This is a genomic window from Inquilinus limosus, from assembly GCF_002195995.1.
Classification (GTDB): domain Bacteria; phylum Pseudomonadota; class Alphaproteobacteria; order DSM-16000; family Inquilinaceae; genus Inquilinus; species Inquilinus limosus_C.
On the sequence record NZ_NHON01000005.1, the window covers coordinates 62,376 to 82,426 of the forward strand.

Sequence of the window (20,051 nt, forward strand, 5' to 3'; positions counted from 1 at the left end):
GGGGCTCAGCCAAGAAAGGCAACGGCCCGGGGTTTCCCCCGGGCCGCGTCCGTCGTCACAGGAGCTGGACGGCTTCCGCCATCGGGCCCTTCTGGCCCATGCGGACCGTCAGGCGCACCCGCTGCTCGCTGTTCAGGCTCGGCAGGCCGGCCTTCTGCAGCGCGCGCGAGGCGACATAGACGTCCTTGCCGCCGTCGTCCGGGGTGACGAAGCCGAAGCCCTTCTCCGCGTTGAAGAACTTCACCGTGCCCTCGACCTCGGTGGCCGGGCCGCTGAAGCCGCCGCGATCGCCGCCGCCGAAGCCGCCACGATCACCGCCGCCGAAGCCACCACGGCCACCGCCGTCACCGAAGCGGCTCGGGCGGAAGCCGCCACCAGCGCCGGCGCCACCGCCGGCCGGCGGGGCGCCGAGCTCCTCGATGCGATGGATCACCGCGACCTGCGGGCCCTTCTGACCTTCCGCGATGTCGCAGACGATCTTCGTGCCCTCATACATCTCGCGATGGCCGGACTGTTCCACGACCGAGGCGTGCAGGAACGCATCCGGCGAACCGTCCGTCACCTGGACGAAGCCGAAGCCCTTCGTCGGGTTGAACCACTTGACCACTGCCGTCACGTCACGGCGATATTCGCCGCCTCCGACGCGCGGCGGATGACGTCGGTTCATCATTGAACTGAAACTCCAAGAGAAAGTGCTGCACCAGGACCAAGGGTGCGGCTTCCGCGAGCGGAAACCAGAATCTGTCCGCTCGCAACCGACGACAAGCCGGTGCTGGACGGTCTGAACGTTTTTGTCGAGACGACCATTCGTTACCTGAGACAACCAGCCCGCGTGTGGTTGGCCACGCGCGGGCGACGATCGTCTCCATACCCCTCAGCCGAGCCTACAGAAGACACCCGCGTGGACTATAACCTCAGGCCGCGCGCCTTGACCATAGGCGTTCCGCCGACATCGGAGAGAATCTTTCGCACGACAAATCGAGGCTGACTCAGCGTGACAGCCGCACCGGAGCGCCGGTCTTGGCCGATTCCCAGGCCGCGTCGGCGAGCAGCAGCGCCCGCTTCCCGTCCTCTCCCCCGGCCCGGGGCGCCCGCCCCTCCAGCACCGCGTCGATGAAGTCGTCGAGCTCGCGCCGATAGGCTTCGGCGTAGCGTTCCAGGAAGAAATGCAGCGGCTTGTCGCGCACCACCCCGTCGGCACCGGCATATTCCACCGTGGTCGCGGCGCGATTCTCAGCCCGCAGCATGCCGAGCGACCCGAAGGCCTCGACCCGCTGGTCGTAACCGTAGACGGCGCGGCGGCTGTTCGAGATCTGGGCGATAGAGCCGCCCGCGGTCTTCAGCGTCACCACCGCAGTGTCGACGTCGCCCTCGGCGCCGATCGCCGGGTCCACCAGGTTGCTGGCAGTGGCGTAGATCTCCACCGGCTCCTCGTCCAGCAGCCAGCGGGCGATGTCGAAGTCGTGGATCATCATGTCCCGGAACAGCCCGCCGGAGACGCGGATGTAGCTGGCCGGCGGCGGGCCCGGGTCGCGGCTGGTGATGGCCACCAGCTCGACCTTGCCGATGCGGCCCTCGGCGATGCCGGCATGGACCGCCTCGAAGCTCGGGTCGAACCGGCGGTTGAAGCCCAGCGCCAGCGGCACGCCGGCCTGGGCGACGATGTCGAGGCAGCCCTCGACCCGGGCGCTGTCGAGGTCGATCGGCTTCTCGCAGAAGATCGCCTTACCGGCCTTGGCCGCGGCCTCGATCAGGTCGGCATGGGTGTCGGTCGAACTGGCGATCACCACCGCATCGGCGCCGTCCAGTGCCGCCAGGCCGTCGCCGACCACGGCGCCGTGCTGCTTGGCCAGCGCCTCGGCCGCCTCGTGGTGGACGTCGACCACCGCCACCAGCTGGGTGCGCGGGTTCCGGGCGATGTTGTCGGCATGGATCTTCCCGATCCGTCCGGCACCGAACTGGCAGATCTTGAGCATGGATTCCTCTCCCTCGCGACGCGCCGGATCATCGTCCCGGCGGCGGCCGACGGCGACAGAAAAATCAGAATTCTGAGGTTGCAGTCAAATGGAATATTTGTTCTATTTGACTGAAATAGCGTTCGGGAGGACCAGCCCATGACCCGCCATCTGACCGGCCACCGCGGCGGCTTCGGCCCGGGGCTGACGCAGATCACCCGCTTCGACGAGCCCGAGGACGACACCGGCATCGCCGTTTCCGTGCTGAAGCTGGCGCCGGGCGAGAGCCGCGAGGTCGAGACCGCGAACGAGACCGCCTGGCTGCTGATGTCCGGCACCGCCGAGGTGACCGTCGACAACCAATCGGTCCGCTTCTCCCGCGCCTCGCTGTTCGATGAATCGGCCAGCGCCGTGCATGTCGCCGCCGGCGCCCGGGTGCGCCTGACCGCCGAGACCGAGGCCGAGTTCACCGTCTACGAGACGAAGAACGCCAAGCCCTTCCCGTCCCGCGTCTTCGGGCCGGCGGACGTGCCGAACGAGCACCGCGGCAAAGGCCAGGTCGACGGGGCCTGCTACCGCTACGTCCGCACCATCTTCGACCTGCGCAACAGCGACCCGAACGCCGAGCTGGTGCTGGGCGAGGTGGTGACCTTCCCCGGCCGCTGGTCGAGCTATCCGCCGCACCACCACCCGCAGCCGGAGATCTACCACTACCGCTTCACCGATCCGCGCGGCTACGGCCATGCCGAGCTCGGCGAGACGGTGCTGAAGGTGCGCGCCAACGACACCATCAAGATCTTCGACGGCTTCGACCACGCGCAATGCGCGGCGCCCGGCTACGGCATGTACTACGCCTGGGTGATCCGGCACCTGCCCGGCAATCCCTACACCGTGCCGGAGTTCACCGAGGAGCATCGCTGGACCATGGACGAGACGGCCGGGTTCTGGCGCCCGGAGGGAGTCTCGCGTCATGGCTGAGCCGACTCTCGACGTGATCTGCATCGGCCGGTCCTCGGTCGACCTCTATGGCGAGCAGGTCGGCGGCCGGCTGGAGGACATGGCCTCCTTCGCCAAATATGTCGGCGGCTGCCCGACCAACATCTCGGTCGGCGGCGCCCGCCTTGGCCTGCGCACCGCCCTGCTGACCCGGGTCGGCGACGAGCATATGGGCCGCTTCATCCGCGAGCAGCTGGCGGCGGAGGGCGTCGACACCAGCCATGTCATCACCGACAAGAAGCGGCTGACCGCGCTGGTGATCCTCGGCATCCGCGACCGCCACACCTTCCCGCTGATCTTCTACCGCGAGGATTGCGCCGACATGGCGCTGTCCGAGGACGACATCGACGAGGCCTTCATCGCCTCGGCCCGGGCCGTGGTGGTCACCGGCACCCATTTCTCCACCCCCGGCGTCGCGGCGATGAGCCGGAAGGCGATGCGGCTGGCCCATGCCCATGGCCGCAAGGTGGCGCTGGACATCGATTACCGCCCGGTGCTGTGGGCCCTGACCGGCCACGGGCTGGGCGAGGAGCGCTTCGTCGAGAGTTCGGCGGTCAGCGCCCATCTGCAGGCGATCCTGCCGGACTGCGACCTGATCGTCGGCACCGAGGAGGAGATCCACATCGCCGGCGGCGCCACCGACACGCTGGCGGCGCTGCGCCGGATCCGCGAGCTGAGTGCCGCGACCATCGTGGTCAAGCGCGGGCCGATGGGCTGCGTCGTGTTCCCGGGCGCGATCCCGGACGATATCGAGCAGGGGGTGAAGGGCCCCGGCTTCCCGGTCGAGGTCTACAACGTGCTGGGCGCCGGCGACGGCTTCATGGCCGGCTTCCTGCGCGGCTGGCTGCGCGACGAGCCGGTCGAGGCCGCCTGCCGCTATGCCAATGCCTGCGGCGCCTTCGCCGTGTCGCGGCATGGCTGCGCCCCGTCCTATCCGAGCTGGGCAGAGCTGTCGCAGTTCCTGGCCGAGGGCAGCGCCCATCACCGGCTGCGCGAGGACCCGGCCCTGAACCAGGTGCATTGGGCGACGACCCGGATCCGCGACTGGCCCGAGGTCCACGCCATGGCCTTCGACCACCGGTCTCAGCTGGAGGAGATGGTGGCGCGCCACGGAGTGGACCCGGAGCGGATCGGCGACTTCAAGTTGCTGGCCTGGCAGGCGGCGAAGCAGGCGCATGGCGACCGGCCCGGCTTCGGCGTGCTGATCGACGGGCGGCTGGGCAGCGAGGCGCTGTTCGCCGCCGCCGGCACCGGCGCCTGGATCGGCCGGCCGATCGAGCTGCCGGGGTCGCGCCCGCTGCGCTTCGAGGGCGGGCCGGATGTCGGCGTCACCCTGCGCGAATGGCCGCTGGAGCATGTGGTGAAGTGCCTGGTGCAGTATCACCCGGACGACCCGCCGGAGATCCGGGCCGCGCAGGACCGCCAGCTGCTGGCCCTATTCGACGCCAGCCGCGCCACCCGGCACGAGCTGCTGATCGAGGTGATCCCGCCCAAATCGATGCCGGCCGACGACCGCACCGTGGCCCGGGCGCTGGACCATCTCTACGGCATCGGCATCCATCCGGACTGGTGGAAGCTGCCGCCCCCGCCCTCGGAGGCCGCCTGGGCGGCGATCCAGGAGGTGATCGCCCGGCGCGACCCGCATTGCCGCGGCGTGGTGCTGCTGGGGCTGGAGGCGCCGGAGGAGGAACTGATGGCCGCCTTCACTTTGGCCGCGCGCCAGCCCTGGTGCCGCGGCTTCGCGGTCGGCCGCACCATCTTCGGCCGCGCCGCCGAGGACTGGATCGCCGGGCGCATCGACGATGACGAAGCGGTGAGACGGATGGCCGCCAGCTATGGCAGCCTGATCGCCGCCTGGGAGAATGCCCGCGCCGCGGCCCAGGCTGCGGCTTGAAGGAGCGATAGGGATGGGAACCGTGCGTTTGACCATGGCGCAGGCCCTGGTGCGCCACCTCGCCGCGCAGTGGATCGAGGCCGAGGACGGCAGCCGCGAGCGCCTGTTCGCCGGCTGCTGGGCGATCTTCGGCCACGGCAACGTCGCCGGCATGGGCGAGGCCCTGTACGCCCATCGCGAGGAGCTGCCGACGCTGCGGGCGCATAACGAGCAGGCGATGGCCCTGTCCGCGGTCGCCTATGCCAAGGCGAAGTTCCGGCGCCGGATGATGGCCGTCACCACGTCGATCGGGCCCGGCGCCACCAATCTGATCACCGCCGCGGCGCTGGCCCATGTCGACCGGCTGCCGGTGCTGCTGCTGCCCGGCGACGTCTATGCCAGCCGCCGGCCCGACCCGGTGCTGCAGCAGGTCGAGGATTTCGGCGACGGCACGGTCAGCGCCAATGACTGCTTCCGCCCGGTGTCGCGCTATTTCGACCGGATCACCCGGCCGGAGCAGATCCTGACCGCCCTGCCCCGCGCCTTGGCGGTGCTGACCGACCCGGCCGAATGCGGGCCGGTGACCCTGGCCCTGTGCCAGGATGTGCAGGCCGAGGCCTATGACTTCCCCGCCTGGTTCTTCGAGGACCAGATCCACCGCATCCGCCGCCCCGGTCCGGACGAGGCCGAGTTGGCCCAGGCCGTCGCGGCGCTGCGCAAGGCCGAACGGCCGCTGGTGATCGCCGGCAGCGGTGTTCTCTATTCCGGTGCCGAGAAGGCCCTGGCCGGCTTCGCCGAGCGCCACGGCCTGCCGGTGGCCGAGACCCAGGCCGGCAAGGGCAGCCTGGCCTGGAACCACCCGGCCAATGCCGGCTCGATCGGCGTCACCGGCTCCAGCGCCGCCAACGCCCTGGCCGTCGATGCCGATGTCGTGCTGGCGGTCGGGACGAGGCTGCAGGACTTCACCACCGGCTCGCGCGCCCTGTTCCGTGCGCCGGGGCGGACGCTGATCCAGCTGAACGCCGCCGTGTTCGACGCCGGCAAGCACGGCGCCCTGCCGCTGGTGGCCGACGCGCGCCGCGGCCTCGACGCGTTGTCCGAGGCGCTGGGCTCCTGGACCGCGCCAAAGGCCCAGTCCGACCGGACGAAGGGGCTGATCGCGGAGTGGACCGCGTCGGTCGACCGTGCCACCGCCGCCAGCAATGCCCGCCTGCCCTCCGACGCCCAGGTGCTGGGCGCGGTCAACCGGGGGGCCGGGCGCGGCGCCATCGTGGTCTGCGCCGCCGGCGGCCTGCCGGGCGAGTTGCACAAGCTGTGGCGCACCGACGCGCCGGGCGGCTACCACCTGGAATACGGCTATTCCTGCATGGGCTACGAGATCGCCGGCGGCCTCGGGGTCAAGCTGGCCCGGCCGGACCGCGAGGTCTATGTCCTGGTCGGCGACGGCAGCTACATGATGATGAACTCCGAGATCGCGACGGCCGTGCAACAGGGCGTGAAGCTCAATATCGTCGTGCTCGACAATCGCGGCTTCGGCTGCATCAACCGGCTGCAGAACGCCACCGGCGGCGCCTCCTTCAACAACCTGTTCCGCGACATCGACGGCGCCCAGCCGATCGACTTCGCCCTGCACGCCGCCAGCATGGGCGCAGCGTCGGAGAAGGTGGCCGGCATCGCCGAGCTTGAGGGGGCGCTGCTGCGCGCCAAGGCCACCGACCAGACCAGCGTCATCGTCATCGACACCGACCCGGTGGTGACGACCGAGGCCGGCGGCGCCTGGTGGGACGTCGCCGTCCCCGAAGTCTCCGACCGCGACCAGGTGCGCCGGGCCCGCGCCGGCTACGAAGACCAGTTGGCCGGGCATCCCGTCACTGGGCGCTCCGCTTGATCCATCCACCCACCGACCGCACGAGACCGCCGCGATGACCGTCACCCTCGGCACCAACCCGATCGCCTGGAGCAACGACGACCTGCCGGAGCTGGGCGGCGAGACGCCGCTCGAGACCTGCCTGTTCGAGGCGCGCGAGGCCGGCTTCACCGGCATCGAGCTGGGCAACAAGTTCCCGCGCCAGGCCGACGCCCTGCGGCCGATCCTGGAGGCGCACCGCCTGTCCCTGATCTCCGGCTGGTACAGCGCCAACCTCCTCGACCGCTCGGTCGAGGAGGAGATCGCGGCGATGGAGCCGCACCTGGCCCTGCTCGCCGCGCTCGGCTGCAAGGTCATGGTGTTCTGCGACACCTCCGGCGCTGTCCACGGCGACCGCGGCACGCCGCTGACCCAGCGCCCGACCCTGCCGGAGGATGCGTGGCCGGAGTTCGGCCGCAAGCTCACGGCCGTCGGCGACCACATGGCCAAGCGCGGCGTCCGGCTGGCCTATCACCATCACATGGGCACGCTGGTGCAGAGCGAGGCCGAGGTCGACCTGCTGATGCAGCACACCGGCCTGTCGGTCGGGCTGCTGCTCGATTCCGGCCACATGACCGTGGCCGGCGGCGACGCGGCGGCGCTGGCCAGGCGCTATGCCAGCCGGATCAACCACGTCCACGCCAAGGATGTCCGCCGCGACGTGCTGCAGACGGTGCGCGACGAGGATTGGAGCTTCCTCGATGGCGTTATCGGCGGGCTGTTCACCGTGCCGGGCGACGGCATGGTCGACTTCCCGCGCATCTTCGACGCCCTGCCGAAGAGCTACAGCGGCTGGATGGTGGTAGAGGCCGAGCAGGACCCGGCCAAGGCGCATCCGCTGACCTATGCCCGTCTTGGCTACCGCAACCTGTGGAAGTTCGCGACCGGCGCCGGCTTCGAGGTCAGGACCTGAGACGGGCGGTCCGTCAACACACTGTTTATAAAGATTTCTCCATCCGGGCCGGGCGGTTGATGTCATAGTGCCCGCATCGAATCACTTGCCCGGATGGTGAAATGTCGGCCTTCTCTTCCTTCTTCGCCTTCTTCGCCCGCATCTTCCTCGCCGTCCTGTTCGTCATGTCCGGCTGGGCCAAGCTGACCGGCTTCGAAGGGACGGTCGGCTACGTCGCCTCCAACGGCCTGCCGGTGCCGCAGCTCTTCGCCGCGCTGACCATCCTGGTCGAGCTCGGCGGCGGCATCCTCCTGATCCTCGGCCTGTTCTCGCGCCTGGCCGCCTTCATCATGGCCGGCTTCACGCTGCTGACCATCGTCATCGTCCACCACTTCTGGACCATGGCCGACGCCGAGATGCAGATGAACCAGCTGATGGCGATGAAGAACCTCGCCATCGCCGGCGGCCTGCTGATGGTCACCGCCTTCGGCCCTGGCGCCTGGGCCGTCGGCCCCGGCCGCGACTGAGCGAGATCGCTGCATGACGTGAAGACGGCGGGCCCCGGGCCCGCCGTTTTCGTTCGGGTCAGCGGTGCTTGAACTGCGGCGGACGCTTCTCGGCGAAGGCGGCCATGCCCTCGCGCCGGTCCTCGGTCCCGAAGGTGGCGTGGAACATCCGCCGCTCGAACAGGATGCCTTCGGCCAGCGGCGTCTCGTCGGCGCGGTGCACCGCCTCCTTCGCCATCATGGTGATCGGCAGCGAATAGCCGGCGATGGTCTCCGCCGCCTTCACCGCCTCGGCCAGCAGCTCGGCCGCCGGCACCACGCGGGCGACCAGCCCCGACCGCTCGGCCTCCGCCGCATCCATCATCCGGCCGGTCAGCACCAGGTCCATCGCCTTGGACCGGCCGATCAGCTTGGTCAGCCGCTGGGTGCCGCCGGAGCCCGGAATGGTGCCCAGCTTGATCTCCGGCTGGCCGAACTTCGCCGTGTCGGCGGCGATGATGAAGTCGCACATCATCGCGATCTCGCAGCCGCCACCGAGGGCATAGCCGGCCACCGCGGCGATGATTGGCTTGCGCAGCTTGACGATGCAGGTCCAGTTCTCGATCAGGTTGCCGCGATAGGCGGCGATGAAGTCCTTCGACGCCATCTCCTTGATGTCGGCGCCGGCGGCGAAGGCCTTCTCCGACCCGGTCAGGACCACGGCGCCGACGCCGTCATCGGCATCGAAGGCCGCCAGGGCCTGGGCGAGGTCCCGGAAGATCGCGTCGTTCAGGGCGTTCAGCGCCTGCGGCCGGTTCAGCGTGATCAGGCCGACCCGCCCCCGGGTCTCGACCAGGATGGTCTCGTAGGTCGCGGTCATGAAGGGATCCTCCGCATCGGGTCTTTCGGAATGGGCATCGCCGGTCAGCGCTGGCAGACCGGGCAGAAGAAGGTGCTGCGGCCGGACTGGACCAGGCGCTGCACCGTGCCCCGGCATTTCGGCGTGCGGCACGGCTCGCCCTCGCGGTCATAGACCGACCAGGAATGCTGGAAATAGCCGAGCTCGCCATCGACCTGGACATAGTCGCGCAGGCTGGACCCGCCGGCCTCGATGGCGCGCTGCAGCACGGCCTTGATCTCCGGCACCAGCCGCGCCGCCCGCACCCCGGCCACCGAGGCGGCGACCCGGCGGGGCGAGATCCGCGCCGCCCACAGCGCCTCGCAGACATAGATGTTGCCGAGGCCGGCGACCACGCGCTGGTCCAGCAGCGCCGCCTTGATCGGCGTGATCTTGCGGGCCAGGGCCTGGTCGAGATACGCGGCGTCGAACTCGTCCGACAGCGGCTCCGGCCCCAGCGCCTCCAGCGATTTATGGGCGTGCAGCGCGTTCTGGCTGACCAGGTCCATCATGCCGAAGCGGCGGGTGTCGTTGAAGGTGACGACAGACCCGGCCTCGGTCTCGAACACGACATGGTCGTGCGGGCTGACGACCTGCGGCCGGCCCTGGCTGACCATCATCCGGCCGGACATGCCGAGATGGATCAAGAGCACCATGCCGTCGTCGAGATGGATCAGCAGGTATTTGGCGCGGCGGTCCAGCCGGACGATGCGGCGGCCGGTCAGCCGCTCGACCATCCGCTCGGGCAGCGGGAAGCGCAAATCGGGGCGGCGCTGCTCGACGCGGGCCAGCACCTGGCCTTCCAGGACGGGCACCAGGCCGCGACGAACGGTCTCGACTTCGGGAAGCTCGGGCATGGCCGGCACACTGGCACGACCCGGCGCCGGACGCTATGGTCCCGGCCATGAGCGACGCGCCCCATAATCCTGAATCCCGCTGGTTCGGCGACACCGAGGTCGATCCGACGGAGAAGACCCACCGCGTCCACGGCGTCTTCAGCAGCGTGGCCCAGCGCTACGACCTGATGAACGACCTGATGAGCGGCGGCGTCCACCGGCTGTGGAAGGCCCAGTTCATCGCCGCGATCCGGCCCCGGCCCGGCGAGACCCTGCTGGATGTGGCCGGCGGCACCGGCGACATCGCCTTCCGCTTCCTCGACCGCGCCGGGCCGACCGGGCGCGCCATCATCTGCGACCTGACCGAGGGCATGGTCGCGGTTGGCCGCGACCGCGCGATCGACCGCGGCCGGGTCGGGCCGATCCTGCACATGGTCGGCAACGCCGAATCGCTGCCGGTCGCCGACCGGTCGGTCGACGTCTACACCATCTCCTTCGGCCTCAGGAACGTGACCCGGATCGACGACGCGCTGCGCGAGGCGCGGCGGGTGCTGAAGCCGGGCGGGCGCTTCTTCTGCCTGGAGTTCAGCAAGGTCGTGCTGCCCGGCCTGGACCGCGCCTACGACGTCTATTCCCGCACCGTGATCCCGCGCATGGGAAAGGTGGTGGCCAAGGACGAGGACAGCTACCGCTACCTGGTCGAGAGCATCCGCCGCTTCCCCGACCAGCCGAGCCTGGCCGAGCGAATCGAGGCCGCCGGGCTGGAGCGGGTGCGCTGGACCAACCTGTCGGCCGGGATCGCGGCGATCCATACGGGGTGGCGGATCTGAGGCTTCGGACCGGACCATCCAGGTTCCGGCGATTGTATTTGCTCGGAGTTGCGCATAAATTTGGGTCAGGTTATGCGCATCGATTGGATGACGATATGCTCACCCGCTATCGCGAAGACGCTCCGAAGAAGCCCGTCAACTGCAGCATGAACAGCGACCTCGTGGCCCGGGCGAAGGCCATGGGTATCAACGTCTCTGCAGCGGCCGAGGCCGGTCTCCTCACCGCCATCGAACAGGCCGAGCGCCGGCGGATCCAAGAGGAGACCGACGCCTTGATGAAGTTCTGGAACGAGCATAGGGCTCAATTTGGGACGCCCGCGGACGAGTATTGCGAAATCTAAATACCGATGCGGCAATTCGATGTGCATCGGAATCTGGGAACGACAAGAGCCGGATATCCTTATCTGATCGTTCTGCAGTCGAGCCTCTTCCGAGAATCAGATCGTCGCGTTGTCATCCCACTGGCTCGAACCGCACGCCGTTCTCCCGGGAACGGGCAGTTGCACCCCGTGTTCGAGATCGAAGGCCAATCCTGTTCTCTGATGACATTGGATCTCCTTACGGTTCCGACGGATCGCCTGGGACCGCTGGTGACGAATCTCGCCGCCGAGAGCGACGCCATCATCGCCGCGGTCGACTGGATGATGAACCGAGGCTTTGGGTAGGATTTCACGGCCCCTGTCGCGCATTTCGTCGCAAGCGGCGATCGTAGGGCTTGCCGAATCCGGCTGAGCACCCTAAAGAACATTCATGCGATGTAATTCGCTCTCCGCCGCCCCTGAGGACCTGCCGTGACGCTGACGCTGCGTGACCGCCGCATCCTGCTGGTCATCGCGGGCGGCATCGCCGCCTACAAGTCGCTGGACCTGATCCGCCGGCTGCGCGAGCGGGGCGCGCGGGTGCGCTGCATCCTGACCCAGGCGGCGACCGAGTTCGTCACCCCCCTCGCCGTCTCCGCCCTCACCGAGGACAAGGTCTATCGCGACCTGTTCTCGCTGACCGACGAATCGGAGATGGGCCATATCCGCCTGTCGCGCGACGCAGACCTGCTGGTGGTGGCGCCGGCCACCGCCAACATCCTGGCGCGGATGGCGGCCGGCCTGGCCGACGACCTGGCCACCACCGCCCTCTTGGCCACCGACAAGCCGGTGCTGGTGGCGCCGGCGATGAATGTGCGGATGTGGGACCATCCGGCGACGCGGGACAACCTGGCGCTGCTGCAGCGCCGCGGCGTCCGCGTGGTCGGGCCGAATCCGGGCGAGATGGCCTGCGGCGAATACGGCCCCGGCCGGATGTCCGAGCCGCTGGAGATCGTCGCCGCCGTCGAGGCGTATTTCGAGGAGTTCGACCGCTTCGGCACCGGCGGGGCGCTGCACGACCGCCATGTCATCGTCACCAGCGGCCCGACGCATGAGCCGATCGACCCGGTGCGCTACATCGCCAACCGCTCCTCCGGCAAGCAGGGCCACGCCATCGCCGCGGCGCTGCGCCAGGCCGGGGCGCGGGTGACGCTGATCAGCGGCCCGACCCATGAGCCGGCGCCGCACGGCGTCGCGGTCGTGCCGATCGAGACCGCCGACGAGATGCTGGCCGCCTGCCGCGCCGCCTTGCCGGCCGATGCCGCGATCTGCGCCGCCGCCGTGGCCGACTGGCGCGTCGCCGCCCCGTCGGGGCACAAGATCAAGAAGGGCGCCGGCGGCCCGCCGCCTCTGGCTCTGGCCGAGAACCCCGACATCCTGGCGACTCTGAGCGCGCCCGGGCCGGACCGGCCGGCCCTGGTGGTCGGCTTCGCCGCCGAGACCGAGGACGTGATCGCCCATGCCCAGGCCAAGCTGGCCCGCAAGGGCTGCGACTGGATCCTGGCCAATGACGTATCGCCCGGCACCCAGGCCTTCGGCGGCGATTCGAACATCCTGCACCTGATCACCGCCGACCGCACCGAGACCTGGCCGCGGCTGAGCAAGGCCGATATCGGCACCCGCCTGGCCGGGGCCATCGCCCGCCATTTCGAGAAGGCCTGAGCCCATTCCGATGACCGAAGCCGTCCCCATCGCCATCACCCGCCTGCCGCATGGCGCCGACCTGCCGCTGCCCGCCGCCGCCACGGAGGGGGCGGCCGGGCTGGACCTGCTGGCCGCGGTGGCGGAGCCGGTGACGGTGGCACCCGGGCGTCGGGCGATGATCCCGACCGGCATCGCCATCGCCCTGCCGCGCGGCTGGGAGGCGCAGGTGCGCCCGCGCTCCGGCCTCGCCTTCAAGCACGGCATCACCATCGTCAACGCGCCCGGCACGATCGATTCCGACTATCGGGGCGAGATCGGCGTGGTGCTGATCAACCATGGCGACGAGCCGGTCGCCATCACCCGGGGCATGCGCATCGCCCAGATGGTCGTGGCCCGCCACGCGACCGTCACCTGGGACGAGCGCGCGAGCCTCGACACCACCGCCCGCGGCACGGGCGGTTATGGATCCACCGGAACGGGAGCCTGACGGATGTTCCGACTGCCGAAGAAGATGCTGTTCGCGATCGAGGCGGTTCTCGACATCGCCTACAACGCCGTCGACACGCCGGTGCAGAGCGCCGAGATCACCAAGCGCCAGGGCATCCCGCGCCGGTATCTGGAGCAGGTGCTGCAGCAGCTGGTGCGGGTCGACATCCTGACCGGGGTGCGCGGGCCGCGTGGCGGCTATCGCCTGGCGCGGGAGCGCCGGCGCATCACCGTCGGCGAGATCGTGCGCGCCATCCGCTCGCTGGAGACCGCGGCCGATGACGAGGACGCGCTGCCGCCGGGATCGCGGCTGGGGCAGGAGATCGTCCGCCCCCTCTGGGCCGAGCTGCAGGAGGAGGCGGTCAAGAAGCTCGACGCCCTGAGCATCGAGGACCTGTCGAACCAGGCCCGCGACAAGGGCATTCCGCGGGAACGCGCCGCGCCGGTCGACTTCTCGATCTAGGCCTTCCTGCGCCGATCCGAGCGTCTGGCCTTCTCCAGGGCCGACGCGTATAAATGCTGATCAATCAATTTACGCCCTTGGAGAGTAATATGTCCTCTTCCACCGCCGGGAAGACCGAGTTCCGAGGCAAGATCTACGACTCGATCCTCGACACCATCGGCGCGACCCCGCTGGTGCGGGTGAAGAAGCTGGCCGAGGCCCATGATGCCCGGGCGGACATCCTGGCCAAGCTGGAGTTCTTCAACCCGCTGTCGAGCGTGAAGGACCGCATCGGCCTGGCGATGATCGAGGCGCTGGAGGCGTCGGGCAAGATCAAGCCCGGCGTCAGCACCCTGATCGAGCCGACCTCGGGCAACACCGGCATCGCGCTGGCCTTCGTCGCCGCGGCCAAGGGCTATCGCCTGATCCTGACCATGCCGGAGACCATGTCGGTCGAGCGGCGCAAGATGCTGAAGCTGCTGGGCGCCGAGCTGCACCTGACCGAAGGCCCGAAGGGCATGAAGGGCGCGATCGCCAAGGCCGAGGAGCTGGTCCAGAGCATCCCGAACGCGATCATCCCGCAGCAGTTCGAGAACCCGGCCAACCCGGAGGTGCACCGCCACACCACGGCCGAGGAGATCTGGAACGACACCGATGGCGGCGTCGACATCCTGATCTCCGGCGTCGGCACCGGCGGCACCATCACCGGCGTCGCCGAGGTGATCAAGCAGCGCAAGCCCACCTTCAAGGCGATCGCGGTGGAGCCGGAGGACAGCCCGGTCCTGTCCGGCGGCAACCCCGGCCCGCACAAGATCCAGGGCATCGGCGCCGGCTTCGTGCCCGGTATCCTGAACACCAAGGTGATCGACGAGGTCGTGCGGATCTCGAACGAGCGGGCCTTCCAGGTTGCCCGCCAGGTCGCCAAGCTGGAGGGGCTGCCGGCCGGCATCTCCTCCGGCGCCGCCCTGGCCGCGGCGCTCGAGGTCGGCGCCCGGCCGGAGAACGAGGGCAAGAAGATCGTCGTGATCGTGCCGTCGATCGCCGAGCGCTACCTGTCGACCGCGCTGTTCGAAGGGCTGGATTAAGCTCCGCCTTCTCAGTGCGTGCGGGGGAAGCGGGCCTTCGGGCCCGCTTTTCGTTTATGGGCCATTGAGATCGGCTCTCCGTCCCCTTCACCGTCATGGCGAGCCCCGCAGGGGCGTGACCATCCAGGGCGGCTCGCACCGGCCCCTGGATGGTCACGGCGCTTCGCGCCTCGCCATGACGGTTCTGGGATTCCGACTGTCAGCGTCACTTGCCCAGCGCGATGACCCGGCCGATGCCGACCGCGGCGACGAAGTCCGGGTCGTGGCTGGCCACCAGCAGGGCGCCGTCATAGGCGGCCACCGCCCGCTCGATCGCCGCGATCGAGTCGAGGTCGAGATGGTTGGTCGGCTCGTCCAGGATCAGCAGGCGGGGCGGCCGCGGCCCGCCCAGCACGCAGGCCAAGGCCGCCCGCAGCGTCTCGCCGCCGCTGAGGTCCCCGGCCGGGCGCAGCGCCGCATCGGCCCGGAACAGGAAGCGCGCCAGCGCCGCCCGGCAGGCATTGTCCGTCGCGTCCGGATGCATCGCCCGGAAATTCTCCAGGATGGTCTGGTCCGGCCGCAGCCCGCCGGCTCGCTGGTCGAGCATGGCGACGCCGCCGCCGAAACGGCGGACCCGGCCCTCATCCGGCTCCAGCTCCCCGGCCGCGAGGCGCAGCAGCGTCGACTTGCCGGCGCCGTTCGGGCCGGTGACCGCCACCCGCTCCGGCCCGGTCAGGGCGAAGGACAAATCGCGCAGCACCGGCCGCACAGCGCCCGGCGGCGCCCAGGAGACATGCTCGAAGGCCAGGACGGTGGTGCCGGCGGCCAGCCCGGTCGATGGCACCGAGGCCGCGAGGCTGTCAGTGCGCTCGACCGCGGCCCGCGCCTCGGCCAGCGCCGCCTCGGCCCCTTCCTCGCGGCGGTCGCGCAGCCCGGTCTGGCGCGACTGGCTCTGCCCCGCCTTCTCCTTCTTGAAGTCCAGCAGGATCTTGGCCTGGCCGCCGCCGGCGCGGGACCTGCGGGCGCGGGAATCGCTGCGGGCCTTGCGCTCCAGTGCCGCCTGCCGTTCCCGTGCCAGCCGCGCCACCTCCTGCTCGGCATGGGCCAGGTCGTGCCGCGCCGCCTCGGCATCGGCCTCGCGCCGGGCCCGGTATTCGTCCCAGTTGCCGCCATAGATCCGGGCGCCGAGGCTGGAGAGCTCGACGATCCGGTCCATCCGGCGCAGCACCTCGCGATCGTGGCTGACCACCAGGGCGCCGCTGCGCCAGCTCTCCAGCAGGGCGCAGATCGCGGCACGGCCGTCGGCGTCGAGATTGTTGGTCGGCTCGTCCAGCACCAGCATGTCCGGCGGGTCGACCAGCAGCCCGGCCAGGGCCAGGCGCGTGGCCTCGCCGCCGCTCAGCGTGCCGAGCGGCCGGCGCAGGTCGAGATCGCCGGGCAAGCCCATCTTGGGCAGCGCCGCGGCCGCGCGCTCCTCCACCGTCCAGTCGGCGGCGGCGAGGTCCTCCTCGTCCCCCTCCCCCGCCAGCAGCCGGTCGAGCCGGGCCAGGGCCGGGGCGATGCCCAGCGCGTCGGCGGCGGTCATGCCGGGCATCACCCGGACGGCCTGCGGCAGCAGGCCGACGCGGCCCTGGCGCAGGACCCGGCCGGATTGCGGTGGGATCTCGCCCAGCAGCAGGCGCAGCAGCGTCGACTTGCCGACGCCATTGCGGCCGACGAGGCCCGTCCGCTCCGCCCCGAAGGCGAGCGTCAGATCCTCGAAGAGCGGGCGATGGTCAGGGGTGTGGTGGGACAGCGACTCGGCGGCAAGGAGAGGCATGGGGACTCGACGGATTCAGCGTGACGGGGCGGGTGAAATTCCGGTCCGTCGTGCTTTCCATCGGGGCCTCTCCTGCGCTGTGAGGCCGGCAGCATAACCGCAAACATTCCCCAGGCAAACCCGGGCGCAAGCGCGCATCCTTCCCATGGGGAGCGAAGGAGACCCGAGATGGCGGATGAGGAGACGGTGCGGCGGGCCGCGCTGGCCCTGCCCGAGGTGACGGAGGAGGCGCATTGGGAGCGGCCATCCTTCCGGGTCGGCGGCAAGATCTTCGCCGTGCTGCGCCCGGCGGAACGGCGGGCGGTGCTGAAGCTGCCGCACGACCACCAGGAGATGCTGTTCGCCGCCCGCCCCGAGGCCTTCGCCCCGGCGCGCTGGGGCCGGCTGGTCTGGACCTTCGTCACCCTGCCGCAGGTCGATGACGAGCAGATGGCGGCGCTGGTGGCCGAGGCCTGGCGCGAGGTGGCGCCGAAGCGGCTGGTGCGGCAGCGGCCCGGCTGATGACCGGCATGGACAGCCGGCTGCCGCCGCGCTAGCCGGAAGGAAACGGCACAGCGGAGGATGCGACCATGACCAAGCCTCGAGCCCGGGATCTGGGCATCCCCTTCGACGGCGAGCCCGGGCCGCTCAACGCCATCACCGATATCGCCGGGATCGAGGTCGGCACCGCCACCATCATCGCCGGCGACGGCAGGCTGGAGGTCGGTCGGGGGCCGGCACGCACCGGCGTGACCGCCATCCTGCCGCGCGGGCGGGTGTTCGACCCGGTCTTCGCCGGCACCGGCGTGCTGAACGGCAATGGCGAGATGACCGGCACGATCTGGATCGAGGAATCGGGCTTCCTCGAAGGGCCGCTGACGATCACCAACAGCCACAGCGTCGGCGTGGTGCGCGATGCCGTGATCGGCTGGCAGGGCCGCCACGGCCTGGTGGCGCCGCTGGCCAACGACCTCTACTGGTGCCTGCCGGTGGTGGCCGAGACCTATGACGGAACCCTGAACGACATCAACGGCTTCCACGTCACGGCGCAGCATGCGGTCGAGGCGCTGGACGGCGCCCGGCCGGGCCCGGTGGCGGAGGGCAATGTCGGCGGCGGCACCGGCATGTCGCTGTTCGGCTTCAAGGGCGGCACGGGCACGGCCTCGCGCCGGCTCTCACCCGAGGAGGGCGGCCACACCGTCGGCGTGCTGGTGCAGGGCAATTTCGGCCGCCGCAAGAACCTGATGATCGCCGGCGTCCCGGTCGGGCGCGAGATCCCGGACCTGCTGCCGGACCTGGCCCGGGACCGCGACACCGGGTCGATCATCGTCGTCATCGCCACCGACGCGCCGCTGCTGCCGCACCAGTTGAAGCGCCTGGCCCGGCGGGCGCCCATCGGCATCGCCCGCACCGGCGGCTATGGCGCCAATGGCAGCGGCGACATCTTCGTCGCCTTCTCGACCGCCAATCCCGGGGCCTTCAGCCGCAGGGACAGCCGGCTGGTGCAGGTGCTGCCGAACGACGCCATGGACGGGCTGATCGAGGCCGCGGCCCAGGCGACCGAGGAGGCGATCGTGAACGCCATGGTCGCGGCCGAGACCATGACCGGCCGCGACGGCAACACGCTGCACGCGATCCCGCATGACCGGCTGCGGGAGATTCTGAGGAAATACAACCGGCTGGCGGAGTGAGCTGAGACGGCGACCGCCGCCTCAATGCACCGCCATCTCGGCCCGGATCTTCTGGCGCAGCAGGTCGATCGGGGCCAGCCGGTCGCGCTGCGCCTCGAAATGCCAGAATGTCCAGCCATTGCAGGAGGGGGCGCCCTGCAGCGCCGCGCCGACCCGGTGGATCGACCCGGCATGGTCGCCCTCGCTGTTGCTGGCGATCAGCGTGCCGTCGGCTCGCACCTTGGCGACGTAGCGGCGCTGGGTGTCGAACAGCCGGTCGCCCGGCCGCAGCATGCCGCGCTCCACCACCCAGCCGAAGGGCACGCGCGGCGCCTGGCGCTTCGACAGGGTGTCGAGCATGCTGGGATCGGCCGGCGATTCGATGGTGGCGATGCGCTGGGCGGCGACGCGGGCATAGACCTCCTCGCGCTCGACGCCGATGAACCTGCGGCCCAGCCGCTTGGCCACGGCGCCGGTGGTGCCGCTGCCGAAGAACGGGTCGAGGATGGTCTCCCCCGCCCGGGTCGAGGACAGGAGGACGCGCCACAGGAGCGCCTCGGGCTTCTGCGTCGGATGCGCCTTGCGGCCGTCGATCTTCAGCCGCTCGCCGCCGCTGCAGATCGGCAGCGTCCAGTCGCTGCGCATCTGCAGTTCCTCGTTCAGCGCCTTCATGGCGTCGTAGTTGAAGGTGTAGCGGCTGTCGGGCGACTTGGCGGCCCAGATCAGCGTCTCATGTGCGTTGGTGAAGCGGGTGCCGCGGAAATTCGGCATCGGGTTCGACTTGCGCCAGACGATGTCGTTCAGGATCCAGAAGCCGAGATCCTGCAGGATGGCGCCGACCCGGAAGATGTTGTGGTAGGTGCCGATCACCCACAGCGTGCCGTCGTCCTTCAGCGCGTGGCGCGCCGCCGCCAGCCAGTCCCGCGTGAACCGGTCATAGGTGGCGAGGTCGCTGAACTTGTCCCATTCCGCATCGACGCCGTCGACCCGGCTCTCGTCGGGCCGGCGCAGTTCTCCCCCCAACTGCAAGTTGTAGGGCGGATCCGCGAACACGCAATCGACCGAGCCGGCGGGCAGCGACCGCATCGCCGAGACGCAGTCGCCGAGGACGATCCGGCAGCCCGGCGGCAGGCGCTCGGTGAGGATGGGTGATTCGCTCATAGGGCGACGATGAGTCGCGAAGGACTCGGCGTCAATACCCCTTCGAATCAGCCGGTTATGGCGAGTCGCTGAAACACCGGGGCGAACGACCGCCGGTGATGCGCGCAGACCCCGATCCGGTCGAGCGCGGCGATGTGCTCGGGCGTGCCGTAGCCGGCGTTGCGTTCCCACCCATAGCCGGGATGGAGGGTGGAGAGACGCAACATCTCGTGGTCGCGCACAACTTTTGCGAGGATCGAGGCCGCCGCGATCGACAGCGACAGGGCATCGCCGCCGACCACCGCGCGGCCGTCGCAGGGCAGCCCGTCGGGCACCCTGTTGCCGTCGACCAGCGCCATGTCCGGACGCTCCGGCAGGGCGTCGAGCGCGCGCCGCATCGCCAGCATGCTGGCCTGGAGGATGTTGATTCGGTCGATCTCCTCGACCGAGGCCCAGCCGACGCCCACCTGCGCCACCGCCCGGATGCGAGGCACCAGCGCCTCGCGCCGCTGCGCCGTCAGCACCTTGCTGTCATCGATGAGAGAGGCGAGATCGGGGTCCAGCGGCCGGGTCAGCACCACGGCCGCGGCCAGCACCGGGCCGGCCAGCGGGCCGCGGCCCACCTCGTCCAGCCCGGCGACGCTCCGCCGCGGCGCGCCGCACTCGATCTCGAGACTCCAATCCGGCATCCGCACCCTCCTGCCCCAGGGCATAGCGCCGGCCGGGCGAAGAGCCAAGCCCGGATGGTCGATGAACAGGGTGTCTGGTGCCGCTACC

General features: G+C 70.1%; 21 protein-coding genes. 14 read left to right on the top strand and 7 right to left on the bottom strand.

Annotation, left to right across the window (positions count from 1 at the left end; all coding sequences use genetic code 11):
• Nucleotides 1–55 precede the first annotated feature (55 nt).
• On the bottom strand, nucleotides 56–616 hold the full coding sequence (locus BWR60_RS04495) for a cold-shock protein (RefSeq protein ID WP_343216358.1): 561 nt from the start codon (nucleotides 614–616) through the stop codon (nucleotides 56–58).
• A 373-nt stretch (nucleotides 617–989) separates the two neighbouring features.
• On the bottom strand, nucleotides 990–1,976 hold the full coding sequence (iolG, locus tag BWR60_RS04500; protein WP_088149814.1) for an inositol 2-dehydrogenase: 987 nt from the start codon (nucleotides 1,974–1,976) through the stop codon (nucleotides 990–992).
• Nucleotides 1,977–2,114: 138 nt separating this feature from the next.
• Here iolG and BWR60_RS04505 point away from each other — a divergent pair, with 138 nt between their 5' ends.
• The 5 genes from BWR60_RS04505 (at nucleotide 2,115) to BWR60_RS04525 (ending at nucleotide 8,149) form a co-directional block, all read left to right on the top strand.
• The gene (locus tag BWR60_RS04505; RefSeq protein WP_088149815.1) at nucleotides 2,115–2,933 is read left to right on the top strand and encodes a 5-deoxy-glucuronate isomerase; all 819 of its coding nucleotides are present in this window, start codon (nucleotides 2,115–2,117) and stop codon (nucleotides 2,931–2,933) included.
• A complete protein-coding gene (locus BWR60_RS04510) occupies nucleotides 2,926–4,845 on the top strand; it encodes a bifunctional 5-dehydro-2-deoxygluconokinase/5-dehydro-2-deoxyphosphogluconate aldolase (protein ID WP_088149816.1) in 1,920 nt (639 codons plus the stop codon). The genes BWR60_RS04505 and BWR60_RS04510 overlap by 8 nt, the downstream gene beginning before the upstream one ends.
• A gap of 13 nt (nucleotides 4,846–4,858) precedes the next feature.
• The gene (gene iolD / locus BWR60_RS04515) at nucleotides 4,859–6,712 is read left to right on the top strand and encodes a 3D-(3,5/4)-trihydroxycyclohexane-1,2-dione acylhydrolase (decyclizing) (RefSeq protein ID WP_088149817.1); all 1,854 of its coding nucleotides are present in this window, start codon (nucleotides 4,859–4,861) and stop codon (nucleotides 6,710–6,712) included.
• Nucleotides 6,713–6,746: 34 nt separating this feature from the next.
• Nucleotides 6,747–7,643, top strand: a complete 897-nt coding sequence (gene iolE / locus BWR60_RS04520; protein WP_088149818.1) for a myo-inosose-2 dehydratase — start codon at nucleotides 6,747–6,749, stop codon at nucleotides 7,641–7,643.
• A 101-nt stretch (nucleotides 7,644–7,744) separates the two neighbouring features.
• On the top strand, nucleotides 7,745–8,149 hold the full coding sequence (locus BWR60_RS04525; RefSeq protein ID WP_088149819.1) for a DoxX family protein: 405 nt from the start codon (nucleotides 7,745–7,747) through the stop codon (nucleotides 8,147–8,149).
• Between the two features lie 58 nt (nucleotides 8,150–8,207).
• Here BWR60_RS04525 and BWR60_RS04530 read toward each other — a convergent pair whose 3' ends face one another.
• Nucleotides 8,208–8,987 carry an enoyl-CoA hydratase gene (locus BWR60_RS04530; protein ID WP_088149820.1) on the bottom strand — a complete coding sequence of 260 codons (780 nt, stop codon included), beginning with the start codon at nucleotides 8,985–8,987 and terminating at the stop codon, nucleotides 8,208–8,210.
• Nucleotides 8,988–9,031: 44 nt separating this feature from the next.
• On the bottom strand, nucleotides 9,032–9,862 hold the full coding sequence (gene mutM / locus BWR60_RS04535) for a bifunctional DNA-formamidopyrimidine glycosylase/DNA-(apurinic or apyrimidinic site) lyase (protein ID WP_088149821.1): 831 nt from the start codon (nucleotides 9,860–9,862) through the stop codon (nucleotides 9,032–9,034).
• Nucleotides 9,863–9,909: 47 nt separating this feature from the next.
• On the opposite strand from mutM, the gene BWR60_RS04540 reads away from it, so the two are divergent.
• The 7 genes from BWR60_RS04540 (at nucleotide 9,910) to cysK (ending at nucleotide 14,687) form a co-directional block, all read left to right on the top strand.
• Nucleotides 9,910–10,671, top strand: a complete 762-nt coding sequence (locus BWR60_RS04540; protein WP_088149871.1) for a class I SAM-dependent methyltransferase — start codon at nucleotides 9,910–9,912, stop codon at nucleotides 10,669–10,671.
• Between the two features lie 95 nt (nucleotides 10,672–10,766).
• Nucleotides 10,767–11,012 carry a type II toxin-antitoxin system CcdA family antitoxin gene (locus BWR60_RS04545; protein ID WP_088149822.1) on the top strand — a complete coding sequence of 82 codons (246 nt, stop codon included), beginning with the start codon at nucleotides 10,767–10,769 and terminating at the stop codon, nucleotides 11,010–11,012.
• 6 nt (nucleotides 11,013–11,018) lie between these two features.
• Nucleotides 11,019–11,336, top strand: coding sequence for a CcdB family protein (locus tag BWR60_RS04550; RefSeq protein ID WP_088149823.1), 318 nt, complete (start codon nucleotides 11,019–11,021; stop codon nucleotides 11,334–11,336).
• A gap of 126 nt (nucleotides 11,337–11,462) precedes the next feature.
• Nucleotides 11,463–12,692 (top strand): bifunctional phosphopantothenoylcysteine decarboxylase/phosphopantothenate--cysteine ligase CoaBC, encoded by a 1,230-nt coding sequence (gene coaBC, locus BWR60_RS04555; protein WP_230982947.1) that lies wholly within the window; start codon nucleotides 11,463–11,465, stop codon nucleotides 12,690–12,692.
• Between the two features lie 10 nt (nucleotides 12,693–12,702).
• Entirely contained in the window at nucleotides 12,703–13,161 is a 459-nt protein-coding gene (gene dut, locus BWR60_RS04560) for a dUTP diphosphatase (RefSeq protein WP_088149824.1), read from the top strand.
• Between the two features lie 3 nt (nucleotides 13,162–13,164).
• Nucleotides 13,165–13,623 (top strand): RrF2 family transcriptional regulator, encoded by a 459-nt coding sequence (locus BWR60_RS04565; RefSeq protein ID WP_034848448.1) that lies wholly within the window; start codon nucleotides 13,165–13,167, stop codon nucleotides 13,621–13,623.
• 89 nt (nucleotides 13,624–13,712) lie between these two features.
• Entirely contained in the window at nucleotides 13,713–14,687 is a 975-nt protein-coding gene (gene cysK, locus BWR60_RS04570; RefSeq protein ID WP_088149825.1) for a cysteine synthase A, read from the top strand.
• A gap of 205 nt (nucleotides 14,688–14,892) precedes the next feature.
• Here cysK and BWR60_RS04575 read toward each other — a convergent pair whose 3' ends face one another.
• Nucleotides 14,893–16,485 (bottom strand): ABC-F family ATP-binding cassette domain-containing protein, encoded by a 1,593-nt coding sequence (locus BWR60_RS04575; RefSeq protein ID WP_088149826.1) that lies wholly within the window; start codon nucleotides 16,483–16,485, stop codon nucleotides 14,893–14,895.
• Between the two features lie 168 nt (nucleotides 16,486–16,653).
• On the opposite strand from BWR60_RS04575, the gene BWR60_RS04580 reads away from it, so the two are divergent.
• Both BWR60_RS04580 and BWR60_RS04585 read left to right on the top strand, forming a co-directional pair.
• Nucleotides 16,654–16,986: an MmcQ/YjbR family DNA-binding protein gene (locus BWR60_RS04580; protein WP_088149827.1), complete on the top strand. Its 333-nt coding sequence runs from the start codon at nucleotides 16,654–16,656 to the stop codon at nucleotides 16,984–16,986.
• Between the two features lie 68 nt (nucleotides 16,987–17,054).
• Nucleotides 17,055–18,155: a P1 family peptidase gene (locus BWR60_RS04585; protein ID WP_088149828.1), complete on the top strand. Its 1,101-nt coding sequence runs from the start codon at nucleotides 17,055–17,057 to the stop codon at nucleotides 18,153–18,155.
• Between the two features lie 21 nt (nucleotides 18,156–18,176).
• Here the strand turns inward: BWR60_RS04585 and BWR60_RS04590 are convergent, their stop codons facing one another.
• Both BWR60_RS04590 and BWR60_RS04595 read right to left on the bottom strand, forming a co-directional pair.
• Nucleotides 18,177–19,295, bottom strand: coding sequence for a site-specific DNA-methyltransferase (locus tag BWR60_RS04590; protein ID WP_088149829.1), 1,119 nt, complete (start codon nucleotides 19,293–19,295; stop codon nucleotides 18,177–18,179).
• Nucleotides 19,296–19,342: 47 nt separating this feature from the next.
• Nucleotides 19,343–19,963 carry a ribonuclease HII gene (locus BWR60_RS04595; protein WP_088149830.1) on the bottom strand — a complete coding sequence of 207 codons (621 nt, stop codon included), beginning with the start codon at nucleotides 19,961–19,963 and terminating at the stop codon, nucleotides 19,343–19,345.
• Between the last annotated feature and the right edge of the window lie 88 nt (nucleotides 19,964–20,051).